The sequence below is a fragment of the Arthrobacter sp. 01N442 genome (genome assembly GCF_056399345.1).
The window spans coordinates 268,216-282,651 of record NZ_JBFTRD010000003.1; the positions used below are offsets into that span (position 1 = coordinate 268,216).

Consider the following 14,436-nt stretch of genomic DNA (forward strand, 5'->3'; position numbering starts at 1 on the left):
ACGGGTCCGCCGGCGGCTGGTCGTCGGCGGGCACTGCCGCCGACGAGTCCCCCGCCGGCGGCGAGTCGCCGCCGGGCTCGGGGCCTAGTTTCCGGCCGAAGCCGCGCGCTTCTGCGCCGCGTAGGCGCTAGCGACCATGTCGTCGACGGAGTGACGCATCTGCCAGTCCAGGTCGCGGGCTGCCAAGGTGCCGTCGGCGACAATCCGGTCGGGATCCCCTGGCCGGCGGGGTCCGGTTTCCGGCTCGAAGTCGATGCCGGTGACCTGAGCCATGGCTGTCATGATCTGCCGGACGGAGAGCCCGTCGCCGGAACCCAGGTTATAGACCGGCTCCAGCTTCCGGCCCGCGGCGAGGGCCTTGGCGGCCGCCACGTGGGAGGTCGCCAGGTCTGCTACATGGACGTAGTCGCGCACGCAGGTGCCGTCCTCCGTGTTGTAGTCGATGCCGTTGATCCTGGGTGTCTGCCCGGACGTCAGTGCCCGGAGCACGATCGGGAAAAGGTTGTGCGGGCTGGTGTCGTACAGCTCGGGCGAGCCGGAACCGACGACGTTGAAGTAGCGCAGCGAGGTGTGCTGCAGGCCGCGGGCCCGTCCCTGGTCGCGAATCAGCCACTCGCCGATCAGTTTGCTCTCGCCGTAGGGGGATTCCGGCCGGGTCGGCGTGTCCTCCGTGACGATGTCTCCGGTGGGCGTGCCGTAGGTGGCTGCGGAGGAGGAGAAAACGAGCTTGTCCACGCCGGCGAGCTCCATCGCCTTGAGCAGTTGCGCGGTACCGGTGACGTTCTGCTCGTAGGTGAGCAGCGGTTCCTGCACGGAGACACCCGCATACTTGAAGCCCGCGAGGTGAATCACCCCGGTCACCCCGTGGTCGAGCATGGTGCGGGCCATCAGCTCGGCATCGAGGATGTTCCCGTGCACAAAGGGCACGTCGTCCGGAACGAATTCCCGGTGCCCGCTGGACAGTGAATCCACCACCACCGAGGGCATCGACGCCGCGCGTAACGCCGCGACTACATGGGAACCGATATATCCTGCGCCGCCAGTAACAAGCCAAGTCATGGCTCCACCCTATCCAATGCCGGCGGGAGCACGTTACGGCCACGTCGAATGCTCCCCAAACAAGAGATCCCGGGACGCAAGGCGCGTCCCGGGATCTGTTGAGTCTGGCTGCTGCTAGCTCTTGCGGGCGTAGCCTTCCCACTTGCTGGCCTGGTGCTCGCCCTCCACGAACCGGATGGTGCCCGACTTGGAGCGCATCACGATCGACTGGGTGAGGACCTTGTCCTTGGAATAGCGGACACCCTTGAGCAGGTCGCCGTCGGTGATGCCGGTCGCCGCGAAGTAGCAGTTGTCGCTGGAGACCAGGTCGTTGGTGGAGAGCACCCGGTCCAGGTCGTGTCCGGCGTCGATAGCCTTCTGCTTCTCCTCGTCGCTGGTGGGCCAGAGCCGGCCCTGGATGACGCCGCCGAGGGACTTGATGGCGCAGGCGGCGACGATGCCTTCCGGCGTTCCGCCGATGCCCATCAGGGCGTCGACGCCGGTTCCGGCCCGGGCGGCGGCGATGGCGCCGGCGACGTCGCCGTCCATGATGAATTTGGTGCGGGCGCCAGCCTCGCGGATTTCCTCCACCAGCGGGCGGTGCCGGTCGCGGTCCAGGATCATGACGTTGAGCTGGTTGACCTTGACGCCCTTGGCCTTTGCGATGAGGTGCAGGTTCTGCTTCACCGGCAGGCGCAGGTCCACCATGTCCGCGGCCTCCGGGCCGGTGACAAGCTTCTCCATGTAGAACACGGCGGAGGGGTCGAACATGGAGCCGCGCTCGGCAACGGCCAGGACGGCGAGGGCGTTGTTGATACCAAGGGCGGTCAGCCGGGTTCCGTCGATCGGGTCGACGGCGACGTCGCACTCGGGACCGGTGCCGTCGCCGACACGCTCGCCGTTGAACAGCATGGGGGCTTCGTCTTTTTCGCCTTCGCCGATGACCACAACGCCGTTGAAGTGGACAGTCTGCAGGAAGGAGCGCATGGCATCGACGGCGGCGCCGTCGGCCTTGTTCTTGTCGCCGAAGCCGACCCAGTGGCCGCCGGCAATGGCTGCGGCTTCGGTGACGCGGACCAGTTCCAGGGCAAGGTTGCGGTCAGGCTCGTCAATGCCGACGGCGAGCGACGGGGAAAGCGTGGAGTACTTCTGGGTCATGGACGCTGGTGACACGTGAACCTCTTCTTCGAGTGGCGATCATTGAACCCGCGGCCTCCGCTCTCGGCCACCGCGGTGATTCGTCTGCTACTGATCATAGTCGCGGCGGCCTCCATCGGTCATGGATGACCAAACCGTGAAGCCGCCGGGATTCCGCGGGAGCCTCCCGCCGAATGTGAGATCGGGCCGAAATGGGCGACTATAGAGGGGTGAATGAATTGCAGGACACGTCGCCCGGGGCGCCCGAATCTCCGGCCGGCGGGGCAGCCACGGACAGTGCCGCCGGCCAGCCGCCCGTCAAGCCCGTCATCCGCGCCGCCGCGGCAAAGCGTGCCAACGCGTCGGTGATCGGCATGATCATCGCCCTGGTCCTGAGCATCGGAGCGTTCCTACCGGTCGTCCTGATGAACCCTTCGCCGAAGAGCGACGGGTACCGCCCGGACATCAACGTCAGTGCCATCGCGAATAACGCCGCAGGTGTGGCGGGATTCACGCCGGTGGCCCCGGAAACCGGCGACACATTCCGACCCAATTACGCCCGCTGGGAGTCCGGCACCGGCAGCGGCGTGGCGACCTGGGAGGTCGGGTACCTCACGCCCAAGGAGTCCTTCATCGGCCTCGTGCAGACCCGGCAGGCCAACCCGACCTGGCTGCTGCAGCAGACCAAGAATGCGCCGGTCACCGGAACGCGGAACGCCGGCGGACGCGACTGGCAGCTCCGCGACACCGGCAAGGGCGAGAAGAGCATGGTGCTCGATTACCGCGGGACCACCGTCATCCTGTCCGGCCCCGCGTCGCTGGAGGAGTTCTCCACGCTGGCCGCGGCCGTCGTGACGTCGTTGGAGCGTAATCCGGCGGCAACAAGTTCCGCGAAGGCCACCCCGGCGCCGTAAAGTAAGCAGGGTGACTACTACGCTGACTCCTGCCCTGGCCTGGCGCCGCTTGCGCGAAGGCAACGAACGCTTCGTCGCCGGTGAATCCTCCCACCCCAACCAGGACGCCTCGCGGCGGTCCTCGCTGGTGGAAACCCAGAACCCCTTTGCCGTCATCTTTGGCTGTGCCGACTCACGCCTCGCCGCCGAGATCATCTTCGACCTCGGCCTCGGCGACGCGTTCGTCGTCCGTACCGCCGGACAGGTGATCGATGACGCGGTGCTCGGCTCGCTCGAGTACAGCATCGGCGTCCTGGGCGTGCCGCTGATCGTGGTCCTGGGCCACGACAGCTGCGGTGCGGTCATCGCCACCAAGGACGCGGTGGAGACCGGCCAGATGCCGACGGGCTTCATCCGCAGCCTGGTCGAACGCATCACGCCCGCTGTGCTGACCTCGATGCGCAACGAGCAGCCGGACGTCAATGACATGGTGGTCGAGAACGTCAAGCAGACCTCGCAGCGCCTGGTGGACAGCTCCCGGGTGATTTCCGACGCCGTGGCGAGCGGCCGCACCGCCGTGATCGGCCTTGCCTACCGGCTCGCGGAGGGCCGCGCGGACCTAGTTTCGGGCATCGGCGAGCTCCAGTAGCTCCGCTTCGGCGCCGGTTCATGGTTTTCGGTGGGACGCCTCGGCCCAATAAGCTAGCCCCATGACTTCCACAGCAGATTTGAACACTGAAGAGTTCCGCATTGAACACGACACGATGGGCGAAGTCCGCGTTCCCGTGAACGCGCTGTACCGTGCCCAGACGCAGCGTGCGGTCGAAAACTTCCCGATCTCCGGCAAGACCCTGGAGCGCGCCCACATCGAGGCCCTCGCCCGGGTCAAGAAGGCTGCCGCGCAGGCCAACGCAGAGCTGGGGGTGCTCGACGGTGAGCTGGCCCAGGCAATTGCCGACGCCGCCGACGAGGTTGCCGCCGGCAAGTACGACGGCGACTTCCCGATCGACGTCTTCCAGACCGGCTCCGGAACGTCCTCGAACATGAACACCAACGAGGTCCTGGCCGAGCTCGCCTCCCGTGCGCTCAAGGCCGCCGGCAGCGACAAGGTGGTCCACCCGAACGACCACGTCAACGCCTCGCAGTCCTCCAACGACGTCTTCCCGACCTCGGTCCACGTCGCGGCCACGTCCGCCCTGATCAACGACCTGATCCCGGCCCTGGGCTACCTCGCGGAGTCCCTGGAACGTAAGGCAGCCGAGTTCAAGGACGTCGTGAAGTCCGGCCGCACGCACCTAATGGACGCCACCCCGGTCACCCTCGGCCAGGAGTTCGGCGGCTACGCTGCGCAGGTCCGCTACGGCATCGAGCGCATCAACGCCTCCCTCCCCCGCGTCGCCGAGGTCCCGCTCGGCGGCACCGCCGTCGGCACCGGCATCAACACCCCGGCAGGCTTCCCGGAGCGCGTCATCGAACTCCTCGCCGCCGACACCGGCCTGCCGCTGACCGAGGCCCGCGACCACTTCGAGGCCCAGGCCAACCGCGACGGCCTGATCGAGGCCTCCAGCCAGCTGCGGAACATTGCGATCTCCTTCATGAAGATCAACAACGACCTGCGCTGGATGGGCTCCGGCCCCAACACCGGCCTCGGCGAAATCGCGATCCCGGACCTGCAGCCCGGATCCTCGATCATGCCCGGCAAGGTCAACCCGGTCATCTGCGAAGCCTCCATCATGGTCTGCGCCCAGGTCATCGGCAACGACACCGCCATCGCCTGGTCCGGCACCAACGGCGCGTTCGAACTGAACGTCGGAATTCCCGTAATGGCCGCCAACCTGCTCGAATCCGTACGCCTGCTGGCCAACACCAGCCGCGTCATGGCGGACAAGATGATCGACGGGATCACCGCCAATGTCCAGCGTGCCCGCTTCCTCGCCGAGGCCTCGCCGTCGATCGTCACGCCGCTGAACAAGTTCATCGGTTACGAGAACGCCGCCAAGATCGCCAAGAAGGCCGTCGCCGAGGGCCTGACCATCCGCGAGACCGTCGTGGCGATGGGCTTCCTTGAGCGCGGCGAACTGACCGAAGAGCAGCTCGACACCGCCCTGGACGTCATGTCCATGACCCGTCCGCCGCACAAGGCCTAGTCTCACCGGCTACAACGGTTCCGACGCCGGCCGGCACCTTCCCAGCGGAAGGCGCCGGCCGGCGTCGTGCGTTGTGCGTCTGCGTTGTGCCTGCGCGGCCGTTTGTCCCGGGTCAGGCGGCAGCTGCGGGCGGCCATCCAGGCGACACCTCGCCACCAGGAATCCGGCCGGCAGTCAGCTCCGGAAGCGGGCGGGGCCGTTCGGGTCGCGGGCCTGGTCGATCGATTCCAGGTGCCCCGGCATGAGCTCGGGGAATTCTTCGGGCGCGAACCAGCCCACGTTGAGGGATTCGTCGTCGTTGACGCGGGCCTCGCCGGAGACGTAGCGGCAACGGAACACCAGGGTCAGGAAGTGGCAGACGTCGCCGTTGGGGTAGGTGGTGGGGCCCACGGCGTCGACCGATACCAGCCGTTCGGCGGTGGCTACGACGCCGGTTTCTTCCAGCACCTCGCGCAGCAGGCCCTGGGCCGGTTCCTCGCCCGGCTCCAGGATGCCGGTGATCAGTCCCCACCGGCCGTTGTCAGCCCGTTGGCCGAGCAGCACCCGGCCGGCGTCGTCGAACACCACGGCCCGGGCACCGGGGATCCACAGGCTCTCGTGGCCGATCTTTTCGCGCAGTCTCAGGATGAAGTCCGGGGTGGCCATCCCGCCAGCCTAACCCGCGGGCAGCAGCAGCATCGAAGCGGCAGCCCCGGCGAGCATGAACGGGCCGAACGGGATGTCGGATTTCAGCGTCCCGCGCCGTGAAACCAGCAGGCCCACGCTCCAGAGGCCGCCGAACAGGAAAGCGGCGAACGTGCCGGCAAAGACGTGCCCCCAGCCGAGGAAACCGAGGTACATGCCCAGTACGCCCGCCAGCTTCACGTCGCCAAAGCCCATTCCCGGCGGATAGGCGGCACGCAACAGGAAGTAGAACAGCCACAGAACGGCACCGCCGGCCACGACCCGGAGCCCCGGCAGGCCGAACAGCCCGGCACCAGCGCCGGCCACGGCAGCGCCGCCCAGGAGCATGGCCGCGACTGCGTAGGACGGAAAGACGATCCGGTTGGGCAGCAGGTGGTGCCTGACGTCGATGACGGTCAGGCGGGCAGCCATGACGGCGAAGTACGCGCACGCCAGCAGCACCAGCCAGAAGGCCAGCGGGGCGGCTGCCGCGAGTTCGCCGAGTCGATGGATCACCCTCGGATGCTACTGGATTATGCCGGGTCCGTGCCGGGATTCCCGCCGAGATCCCCGCAACCCGCGTGTGACTGGCGGCCGCCACGCCCCGCCGCTAGGCTTCCGGGATGACTGCACCGGACTCCTACTGGCCCCCGTTCGCCCTTTCGCTGGCCACGCCCCGCCTGACGCTGCGGCCCATCCGGGACGAGGACATCCCCGCGGCAGTGCAGGCGGCCTCAAGCGGCGTCCACGAACCCGGCCGGAGCCCGTTCAGCCGGCCCTGGGCGGAGATGCCGGTCGAAGAGCTCGGCCCCAACATGGCGCAGTGGTACTGGCGCTGCCGCGGAAATATGTCGCCACAGGAATGGACCCTGCTCCTCGGCATCTGGCACGACGGCGAATTCATCGGTTGCCAGGACATCGAAGCCAAGGATTTCGCCACCCTGAAGACGGTCAGCACCGGCTCCTGGCTCAGGCGGAGCGTCCACGGCCGCGGGCTCGGCAAGGAAATGCGGGCCGCCGTCGCCCTCTACGCCTTCGACTGGCTCGGCGCCGAGGTCGCCGAGTCCGAGGCAGCGGCGTGGAACCAGCAGTCCCTGGGCGTCTCCCGCTCCCTTGGCTACGAGCTCAACGGAGTCACCCGCGCCAACTGGGGCGGCAAGCTCCAGGACTCCCAACGCGTCCGCCTCACCCCCGCCACCTTCAAACGCCCCGACTGGACCCTCGAAGTCCAGGGCCACATCCCCACGGCTAAGTACCTCGGCATTCTGTAGGACCCAACCCGCCCAAATCACGTCGTGTGACGGGCTGGCTGTGGCGGGCACGCTCCGTTGCAGGGCGGCGGCGCACCGCCGTCGCTTAGACACCTCCCGTCGCTGCACTGCGGTCGCTGGGCGACCTTCGCTCTGGTCGGCGATGCGCTCCTTAGCGGTCCACCGCAGCCCCGCGTAGGTGGCCGCCTCTCAAGCGCTGCGGCAGGGACCTCGCGAAACGGACCCAAGCCTCCCCGCGGGCCCTTCGCGTGAAAGCGCACCCAAGGTGGGGGCCTGCAAGCCGCGCCGCGGGTCCTTCGCGTAGTCGCGCATCGCGGCACATCGGCCCCCAGAGGTCGCCCAGCGACCGACGGGGGCCGATGGGACGTGTCTAAGCGACGGCGAAGGGCCCGCGGCCCGGCGAACCCAACCACGACGAACCCAACCACGGCCCAAACGGAAGGGACCGCGGCCGGCGAACCCGACCACGGCCCAAACGGAAGGGACCGCGGCCGGCGAACCCAACCACGGCCCAAACGGAAGGGACCGCGGCCGGCGAACCCGACCACGGCCCCTCGCAGAGGCGAGTCGAAAGACCTAGATCTCCGCCCCCTCGAGCATGTCCGTCACCAGCGCGGCGATCGGCGAGCGCTCGGAGCGGGTGAGGGTGATGTGGCCGAAGAGCGGGTGGCCCTTGAGGGTTTCGACGACGGCGGCCACGCCGTCGTGCCGTCCGACCCGGAGGTTGTCGCGCTGGGCGACGTCGTGGGTCAGCACGATCTTGGAGTTCTGGCCGATCCGGCTCATCACGGTGAGCAGGACGTTCTTCTCGAGGGACTGCGCCTCGTCCACGATTACGAAGGCGTCGTGGAGGGAGCGGCCTCGGATGTGGGTGAGCGGCATGACTTCGAGCATGCCGCGGTCCATGACCTCCTCCACGACTTCCTGGCTGACCAGCGCGCCGAGCGTGTCGAAGACAGCCTGGGCCCAGGGATTCATCTTCTCGGACTCGGAGCCGGGCAGGTAGCCGAGTTCCTGGCCGCCGACGGCGTAGAGCGGCCGGAACACGATCACCTTGCGGTGCTCACGGCGTTCCAGCACGGCTTCGAGGCCGGCGCACAGGGCCAGCGCGGACTTGCCCGTGCCGGCGCGGCCGCCCAGGGACACGATGCCCACGGACGGGTCCATCAGCAGGTCGATCGCCAGCCGCTGCTCGGCCGAGCGTCCGTGCAGGCCGAACACGTCCCGGTCCCCCTTGACCAGGCGGACCTGCTTGTCGGCTCCGACCCGGCCCAGGGCGGAGCCTCGGCTGGAGAGCAGCACCAGGCCCGTGTTCACCGGCATTTCGGCAGCATCCGGGATGAAGACCGGCTCGTGGCCGTAGAGCGTGGCCACCTCGTCCTCGGCGGCGTCGATCTCGGCGATGCCGGTCCAGCCGGAGTCCTTGACGAGTTCGTTGCGGTATTCGTCGGCAAGCAGGCCCATGGCGGAGGCCTTGACCCGCATCGGCAGGTCCTTGGACACCACGGTCACGTCGCGTCCCTCGTTGGCGAGGTTCTTGGCGACGGCGAGGATCCGGCTGTCGTTGTCGCCGCCGCGGAAGCCGGCCGGCAGCACCTCGGCGGAGATGTGGTTCATCTCGACCATCAGGGTGCCGCCGTCGTTGCCGAGCGGGATGGCACGGTCAAGGCCGCCGTGCTCCACCCGGAGGTCGTCGAGCAGGCGTAGGGCCTTTCGGGCGAAGTAGCCCAGTTCCGGGTCGTGCCGCTTGCTTTCCAATTCGGTGATGACGACGATTGGCACGATCACTTCGTGCTCGGCGAACCGCAGCAGCGCGCGCGGGTCCGAGAGCAGCACGGAGGTGTCGATTACGTAGCTTCGGGCGCTCTCCCGGATTGCTGTTCCTTCCCCGGAAACAGCAAGACCGGCGGCAGCGTCCGAATGCGCTGCGCCGGTCTTGGCGGGGGCTCGCTTGGCGCGAGAGGTAGCTTTCTTGCCCTGGTCGGAAATGACGCCGGGCAGTTCTGCAGAAATAGCCACATCGACTCCAGCCCCGGGCCGCTGGCCCGGAATTGTTATTGGTGAGGCGGCTCGGCCTTGAGGCCGGGCGCGGCCTCCCATACATCCGGTGCGAACTTCCGCTCCATGTACTGGCCTCCCCGATCGGCCGGCCGATTGCCTGCCGATGGGATTAACGTACGTCCACGGCCCGTGCATTGCCGGTCTATTTCTCGGCGATTCTTCTTGCCATCAGGTGAAGGCCGGATGAACCGGGTCAGGAACCGAAGCGGCGCTGCCGGCCGGCGTAGTCGCGCAGCGCGCGGAGGAAGTCCACCTTGCGGAACGCGGGCCAGAGGGCCTCGCAGAAGTAGAACTCGCTGTAGGCGCTCTGCCACATCAGGAAGCCCGAGAGCCGCTGCTCCCCGGAGGTGCGGATCACGAGGTCGGGGTCGGGCTGGCCCCGGGTGTACAGGAAGCGCGAGATGTCGTCGACGCTGAGCTCGTCGGCCAGCTTGCCGATGTCGGCGCCGCGGGCGACGGCGTCGTGCAGGAGTTCGCGGACGGCGTCGACGATTTCCCGCCGGCCGCCGTAGCCGACGGCGACATTGACGTGGATCTTTTCGTGCACGGGGGTTCGGGCCGTGAGTTTGTTGAGCCTCTCGGCGAGGTAGTCCGGCAGCAGTTCCGGAGCGCCCATGGCGTGCACGGAGATGTCGGCGTCCTCGTCGAGGCGGTCCAGGGTGTTGGCGATGATGCCCATCAGCAGGTCCAGCTCTTCGCCGGAGCGGTTCATGTTGTCCGTGGAGAGCATGTAGAGCGTGACGACTTTAATCCCCAGCTCCTGGCACCAGCCGAGGAATTCATGGATCTTGTCGGCGCCGGCCTGGTGTCCCTGGCTCGTTGGCGCGTTGAACTGCTTGGCCCAGCGCCGGTTCCCGTCGACCATGACGCCGATGTGCCTGGGGACCCGCTCCGGGTCCAGGGACCGCTGGAGGCTGCGCTCGTAGAAGCCATACAGGAACCCGGGCAGTTCCATCCGGAGATTCACCTGGCTTCCTTGGGGTCTGACGGCAGTGCATTCCTAGGCTACCCGCCGGAGGGCCGGTACCGCGCGCACCGTGGTTGCGATTTCCTCCGCAGCCCTGTTACCCGCCAGTAACTTACCGGACCGTAAGTTATTATGGCGGCATGGAGAGCACCAGTCCGGATCCCGGTTCCGAGCGGCCCGCGCAGGGCGGAAACACCCCGACGGGCCGGGAGAACAGTCCGGTGGACGATGCCGCCATCAGGATCGCTGAGCTTCTGATGATCAAGCCGAAATGGCGGGGCTGGATCCACACCGTCACGGCGCCGCTGGCGTTTGCCGCGGGCCTGGTCCTGGTTCTGCTGGCGCCGACAGCCGAGCTGAAAACCGCCTCGGCGGTGTACGCCATCACGGGCGTGCTGCTCTTTGGCGTCAGCGCCGTCTACCACCGCGGGAACTGGTCCCCCGGCGTCAAGATGGTGCTCAAACGGCTGGACCACACCAACATCATGCTGGTGATCGCCGGCAGCTACACGCCGCTTGCGTGGGCCCTTCTGGACCGGCCCAAGGCCGTGCTGCTGCTGTGGGTGATCTGGTCGGGCGCCGTACTTGGGGTGCTCTTTCGCCTGCTCTGGACCAACGCCCCGCGCTGGCTCTACGTGCCGATCTACATCGCGCTGGGCTGCGGCGCCCTGTTCTATTTGCCCGATTTCTTCGCCGCCAGCGTCCCGGCCGCGGTGCTGGTCTGCGTGGGCGGAGCCCTCTACATTGCCGGCGCCGTGTTTTACGCACTGAAGAAGCCGAATTTCAGCTACGAGCACTTCGGCTTCCACGAGCTTTTCCACGCCTTCACGGTGTTCGCCTTCGCCGCGCACTACATCGCCATCGCGATTGCCGTCCTGGGCTGACCCGTCGTCGGCCCGACCGGATTCTCCCCACTTTTGAATGCCCGACGCCGGGACTCACCGGGCGTCCGGCGCGACACGCCTGGCACCGTCGTCGAAGTTGGGGAAATTCGTGCGTCCGACGCTACCGCTCAGCCCGGCCGGCCGGCGGCAATCAGTTCCGGCAGCAGACGCATGTCGTGGAAGACCATGGTTCCGGGGCCCGCCAGCCGTTCCGCCGGGGTGACCCCGCCCGCGTAGGCGAAGACGTGCATCCCCGCTGCCCGCGCAGCCTGCACTCCATAGGCGCTGTCCTCAACGACGGCGCAGGCCTCCGGCGCCGTCCTAAGCGTCCCGGCAGCATGCAGGAAAAGATCGGGGGCGGGCTTGCCGTTGGCAACCTCCGTGGCGCTGAAGATGCGGCCGGCGAAGCGCTGCAGCAGCCCGGTTTTGCCCAGGGTCCGCTGCATTTTCGCATGGCTGCCGCTTGAGGCCACGCAGTGCGGAAGCCGGATCCGGTCCAGGGCCTCCTCCACGCCGTCGACGGCCGTGAGGTCCCGCTCAAAGGCCTCGTGGTACCAGTGCTGGTATTTCCGGTCCCAGCCCTCCCCCAGCTCGATGCCCAGATGTTTTTCGATGCCGGCGATGAAGTTGGCCTCGCTTTTGCCGACGAAGCGCTCGATGATTTCCTCGCGCTCCAGTTCCCAGCCGAGGTCGGCGAGCACCCGCTGGTCCACCTGGACGGCGATCACCTCGGAATCCACCAGGATGCCGTCGCAGTCAAAAACCACCAGTTCGAAGGAATCCCGGTCCGCCGGAGTAGAAGTCATTCAGCCATGGTAGCCAGCCGGGCCCGGAGCTCCGCGACGGAACCCGCCGGAAGATCGCAGACCATGCCGCGGCACAGGTAGACCTGTGGTCCGCCGTCCGCCGCGGGGCCGCGCCCCTGCAGCAGCGGGACGGCATCGGCAGGCGCGGCAGCCGGGTCCTGGACGGCAATCACAAGTCCCGGGCTGGGCGAGTGCAGCAGCGCCCGGTGCAGCGCGGCCCGCTGCGGCGTCTCTGCCCCGACGACGGCGGCTTCCACCGGGCCCGCCAGCGCGGCCTGCGCCGTGGCCAGCAACCAGCCGGCCACCCGGGGCGCGTTGGCAGCCAGGGGCGGCAGCAGGGACAGGATGTTTCCAGCCATCGCGCGGCGCTCCGCGGATCCGCCCAGCGCGGCAGAGGACAGCAGGGCCCCGGCAAACGCGGCGGCACCGCTGGGGGTGGCGTTGTCGAAGGGATCCATTCCGGCGCGGCCGCCCTGGGCCTTGAGGACCTGCGCTGACTCCCCGGCCGCGTCGCGAAGCGTGCCGTCGGCGGCGAACCGTGCACAGGCGGCGGCCAGGATCGCCTCGGCGAGGGCATACCAGCGGGTCCGGCCGCTGACGGCGTAAAGCGCAAAGAGGCCCTCCGCGCAAAAGGCGTAGTCCTCCAGCAGGCCGCCGATCCCGCGGGCCGAGCCGTCATGGGATACCCGGAGCAGCCGGCCGGGCTCCCCGTCCCGGCCGGGACTCCAGTGCACCCGCTCCAGGTAGCCTGCGATCCGCTCCGCCGCGTCGAGGAAGTCGGGACGCTCCAACACGGCGCTGGCCTCGGCCAAGGCTGCGACGGCCAGCCCGTTCCATCCGGCCACCACCTTGTCATCCCGGGCAGGTTGCGGCCGCGCCGCCCGTGCCCGGCGCAGCACCGGGCGAACCCGCTGCCACAGACCGACCTCCGGGCCGTTCAGCGTGCGACCGGGATGCAGCGGTGAACCGGCCTCGGACACGGTGCCCGCGGCACGGACATTCATCAGGCCGGCCACCGCCGCGCCGTCCGCGGGTCCCAGGAGCGCAGCAAGTTCCACGGGGGTCCACAGGTAACTGGCGCCCTCAGAATGTACTCCGTCCACCACGGTGTCCGCGTCCAGCGACGATGCCAGCGCCACTGAAGCGCCGGCGGCACCACCGGCGGCACCCGCAGGTTCCCGGCCCACGGCGCCGCCCAGTCCCAACGCGTCGATCATCCAGTCCGCGGTGCTGCCGGCGACGGCGGCGGCTTCCGCGGCCGGGTAGCCGTCCATTCCGCCGAGCCGGACCCAGTGGGCGTAGACGCGCAGCAGCTGGGCGTTGTCGTAGAGCATTTTTTCGAAGTGCGGCACGGACCAGTCGCGCGTCACGGAGTACCGCGCAAAACCGCCGTCGAGCTGGTCGAACAAGGCCGAACGTGACATCGCAGCGAGCGTGCGGCCGGCCAGGTCCCGGGCCGCCTCCGCGGTGTCGGACGCGACGGCGGCATGACGGATCAGGAACTCCAGGACGGCCGACGGCGGGAACTTGGGGGCGGTGCCAAAGCCGCCGTCGGCGTCTTCCGAGCGGGCCAGCGCGCGCACGGCCGCAGAAAGCAGGGACGCCTCCAGGACGGGCGCGGGCGCATCCAGCCGGACAGCGGACGCGGACTGCGCGGCGGCGATGCCGCGCGCCAGTGTGGCGGCGTTCTGTTCGACGGCGCCGCGGCGTTCCAGCCAGGCCTCATTGACCGCTTCCAGCACCTGGCGGAAGGAGGGCCTGCCGGGCATCGGGCGGGGCGGATAGTAGGTGCCGGCGTGGAAGGCCCGGCCGTCCGGCAGCAGGAAGACGGACATCGGCCAGCCGCCCTCGCCGCTGATCGCCTGCGTCGCGGCCATGTAGACGGCGTCGACGTCGGGGCGTTCCTCCCGGTCCACCTTTACCGGGACGAAATGGGCGTTCAGGTAATCCGCGGTGTTTTTGTCCTCAAAGGATTCGCCGGCCATGACATGGCACCAGTGGCAGGCCGCGTAACCGATCGACAGGAACACCGGGACGTCCCGGGCCTCGGCGAAGGCGAACGCTTCATCGCCGAAGGGTTGCCAGTGCACGGGGTTGCCGGCGTGCTGGCGGAGGTAGGCAGAGGGCTCCCCGCCCAGGGCGTTGGCCGCCCCGGGTGAGGCATCGGAGGGGCCGCGGTCAGCGGTTTCCGGGTCCTGCATCACCGTTAGCTTCCGGGCGCAGGTCCGTGCCCTCACCGGCCGGCCGGTCCATGCCGCTCCACTGGCCGGCGTCGTCCAGGCCGGCTTCCTCGGCGGCGGCGCGCTCTTCCTCCACCTGTGCCCGGTACCGGACCCGGCGGATCCGGCGCACCATATCCACAATCAGCAGCGCCGTGAGCACCACGATGAACGCGGTGAGCAGGAAGCCCAGCAGGCCCGGGGTGACCTGGTCCTGGTCGAGTCCCGGGCGCAGCGACGGCGTCGGGGTGGGCGCCGGGGAAGTCGCCAGGGCGATGAGCAAGGAATGCACGGTGGAAAACCTTCTGTGGGGAGCGTCTATTGCGGGTCTTCCGCTGCCACTCTTCTAC

14 protein-coding genes are annotated in these 14,436 nt (G+C 68.5%); 5 read left to right on the forward strand and 9 right to left on the reverse strand.

The features are described from left to right. Positions 1-84: 84 nt before the first annotated feature. Both galE and glpX read right to left on the reverse strand, forming a co-directional pair. A complete protein-coding gene (gene galE / locus AC1DNC_RS06850; protein WP_476861803.1) occupies positions 85-1,059 on the reverse strand; it encodes a UDP-glucose 4-epimerase GalE in 975 nt (324 codons plus the stop codon). A 114-nt stretch (positions 1,060-1,173) separates the two neighbouring features. Beyond that, a complete protein-coding gene (gene glpX / locus AC1DNC_RS06855; RefSeq protein WP_476861907.1) occupies positions 1,174-2,196 on the reverse strand; it encodes a class II fructose-bisphosphatase in 1,023 nt (340 codons plus the stop codon). A 191-nt stretch (positions 2,197-2,387) separates the two neighbouring features. On the opposite strand from glpX, the gene AC1DNC_RS06860 reads away from it, so the two are divergent. The 3 genes from AC1DNC_RS06860 to AC1DNC_RS06870 all read left to right on the forward strand — a co-directional run bounded on the left by AC1DNC_RS06860 (position 2,388) and on the right by AC1DNC_RS06870 (position 5,215). Then, on the forward strand, positions 2,388-3,089 hold the full coding sequence (locus AC1DNC_RS06860) for a DUF4245 domain-containing protein (protein WP_476861804.1): 702 nt from the start codon (positions 2,388-2,390) through the stop codon (positions 3,087-3,089). Between the two features lie 10 nt (positions 3,090-3,099). Further along, positions 3,100-3,717, forward strand: coding sequence for a carbonic anhydrase (locus AC1DNC_RS06865; RefSeq protein ID WP_476861805.1), 618 nt, complete (start codon positions 3,100-3,102; stop codon positions 3,715-3,717). A 61-nt stretch (positions 3,718-3,778) separates the two neighbouring features. Next, on the forward strand, positions 3,779-5,215 hold the full coding sequence (locus AC1DNC_RS06870; protein WP_476861806.1) for a class II fumarate hydratase: 1,437 nt from the start codon (positions 3,779-3,781) through the stop codon (positions 5,213-5,215). Between the two features lie 174 nt (positions 5,216-5,389). Here AC1DNC_RS06870 and AC1DNC_RS06875 read toward each other — a convergent pair whose 3' ends face one another. Both AC1DNC_RS06875 and AC1DNC_RS06880 read right to left on the reverse strand, forming a co-directional pair. Beyond that, positions 5,390-5,860: an NUDIX hydrolase gene (locus AC1DNC_RS06875; protein ID WP_476861807.1), complete on the reverse strand. Its 471-nt coding sequence runs from the start codon at positions 5,858-5,860 to the stop codon at positions 5,390-5,392. 9 nt (positions 5,861-5,869) lie between these two features. Further along, positions 5,870-6,394, reverse strand: coding sequence for a prepilin peptidase (locus tag AC1DNC_RS06880; RefSeq protein ID WP_476861808.1), 525 nt, complete (start codon positions 6,392-6,394; stop codon positions 5,870-5,872). Positions 6,395-6,501: 107 nt separating this feature from the next. On the opposite strand from AC1DNC_RS06880, the gene AC1DNC_RS06885 reads away from it, so the two are divergent. Beyond that, entirely contained in the window at positions 6,502-7,149 is a 648-nt protein-coding gene (locus AC1DNC_RS06885) for a GNAT family N-acetyltransferase (RefSeq protein ID WP_476861809.1), read from the forward strand. 576 nt (positions 7,150-7,725) lie between these two features. Here the strand turns inward: AC1DNC_RS06885 and AC1DNC_RS06890 are convergent. Together AC1DNC_RS06890 and AC1DNC_RS06895 are read right to left on the reverse strand one after the other, a co-directional pair. Continuing rightward, on the reverse strand, positions 7,726-9,168 hold the full coding sequence (locus AC1DNC_RS06890) for a PhoH family protein (RefSeq protein WP_476861810.1): 1,443 nt from the start codon (positions 9,166-9,168) through the stop codon (positions 7,726-7,728). A 235-nt stretch (positions 9,169-9,403) separates the two neighbouring features. After that, positions 9,404-10,165 (reverse strand): isoprenyl transferase, encoded by a 762-nt coding sequence (locus AC1DNC_RS06895; RefSeq protein WP_476861908.1) that lies wholly within the window; start codon positions 10,163-10,165, stop codon positions 9,404-9,406. A gap of 152 nt (positions 10,166-10,317) precedes the next feature. Between AC1DNC_RS06895 and trhA the strand changes: the two genes are divergently transcribed. Further along, on the forward strand, positions 10,318-11,061 hold the full coding sequence (gene trhA, locus AC1DNC_RS06900; protein WP_476861811.1) for a PAQR family membrane homeostasis protein TrhA: 744 nt from the start codon (positions 10,318-10,320) through the stop codon (positions 11,059-11,061). A 128-nt stretch (positions 11,062-11,189) separates the two neighbouring features. On the opposite strand, the gene AC1DNC_RS06905 is transcribed toward trhA, so the two are convergent. Genes AC1DNC_RS06905 through AC1DNC_RS06915 form a run of 3 tightly spaced genes read right to left on the reverse strand, consistent with a single transcriptional unit; the run spans position 11,190 to position 14,378 of the window. After that, complete coding sequence (locus AC1DNC_RS06905; RefSeq protein ID WP_476861812.1) at positions 11,190-11,867, reverse strand: HAD family hydrolase; 678 nt, start codon at positions 11,865-11,867, stop codon at positions 11,190-11,192. After that, on the reverse strand, positions 11,864-14,068 hold the full coding sequence (locus tag AC1DNC_RS06910) for a thioredoxin domain-containing protein (RefSeq protein WP_476861813.1): 2,205 nt from the start codon (positions 14,066-14,068) through the stop codon (positions 11,864-11,866). The genes AC1DNC_RS06905 and AC1DNC_RS06910 overlap by 4 nt, the downstream gene beginning before the upstream one ends. After that, positions 14,046-14,378 (reverse strand): hypothetical protein, encoded by a 333-nt coding sequence (locus tag AC1DNC_RS06915; RefSeq protein WP_476861814.1) that lies wholly within the window; start codon positions 14,376-14,378, stop codon positions 14,046-14,048. The genes AC1DNC_RS06910 and AC1DNC_RS06915 overlap by 23 nt, the downstream gene beginning before the upstream one ends. Positions 14,379-14,436 lie beyond the last annotated feature (58 nt).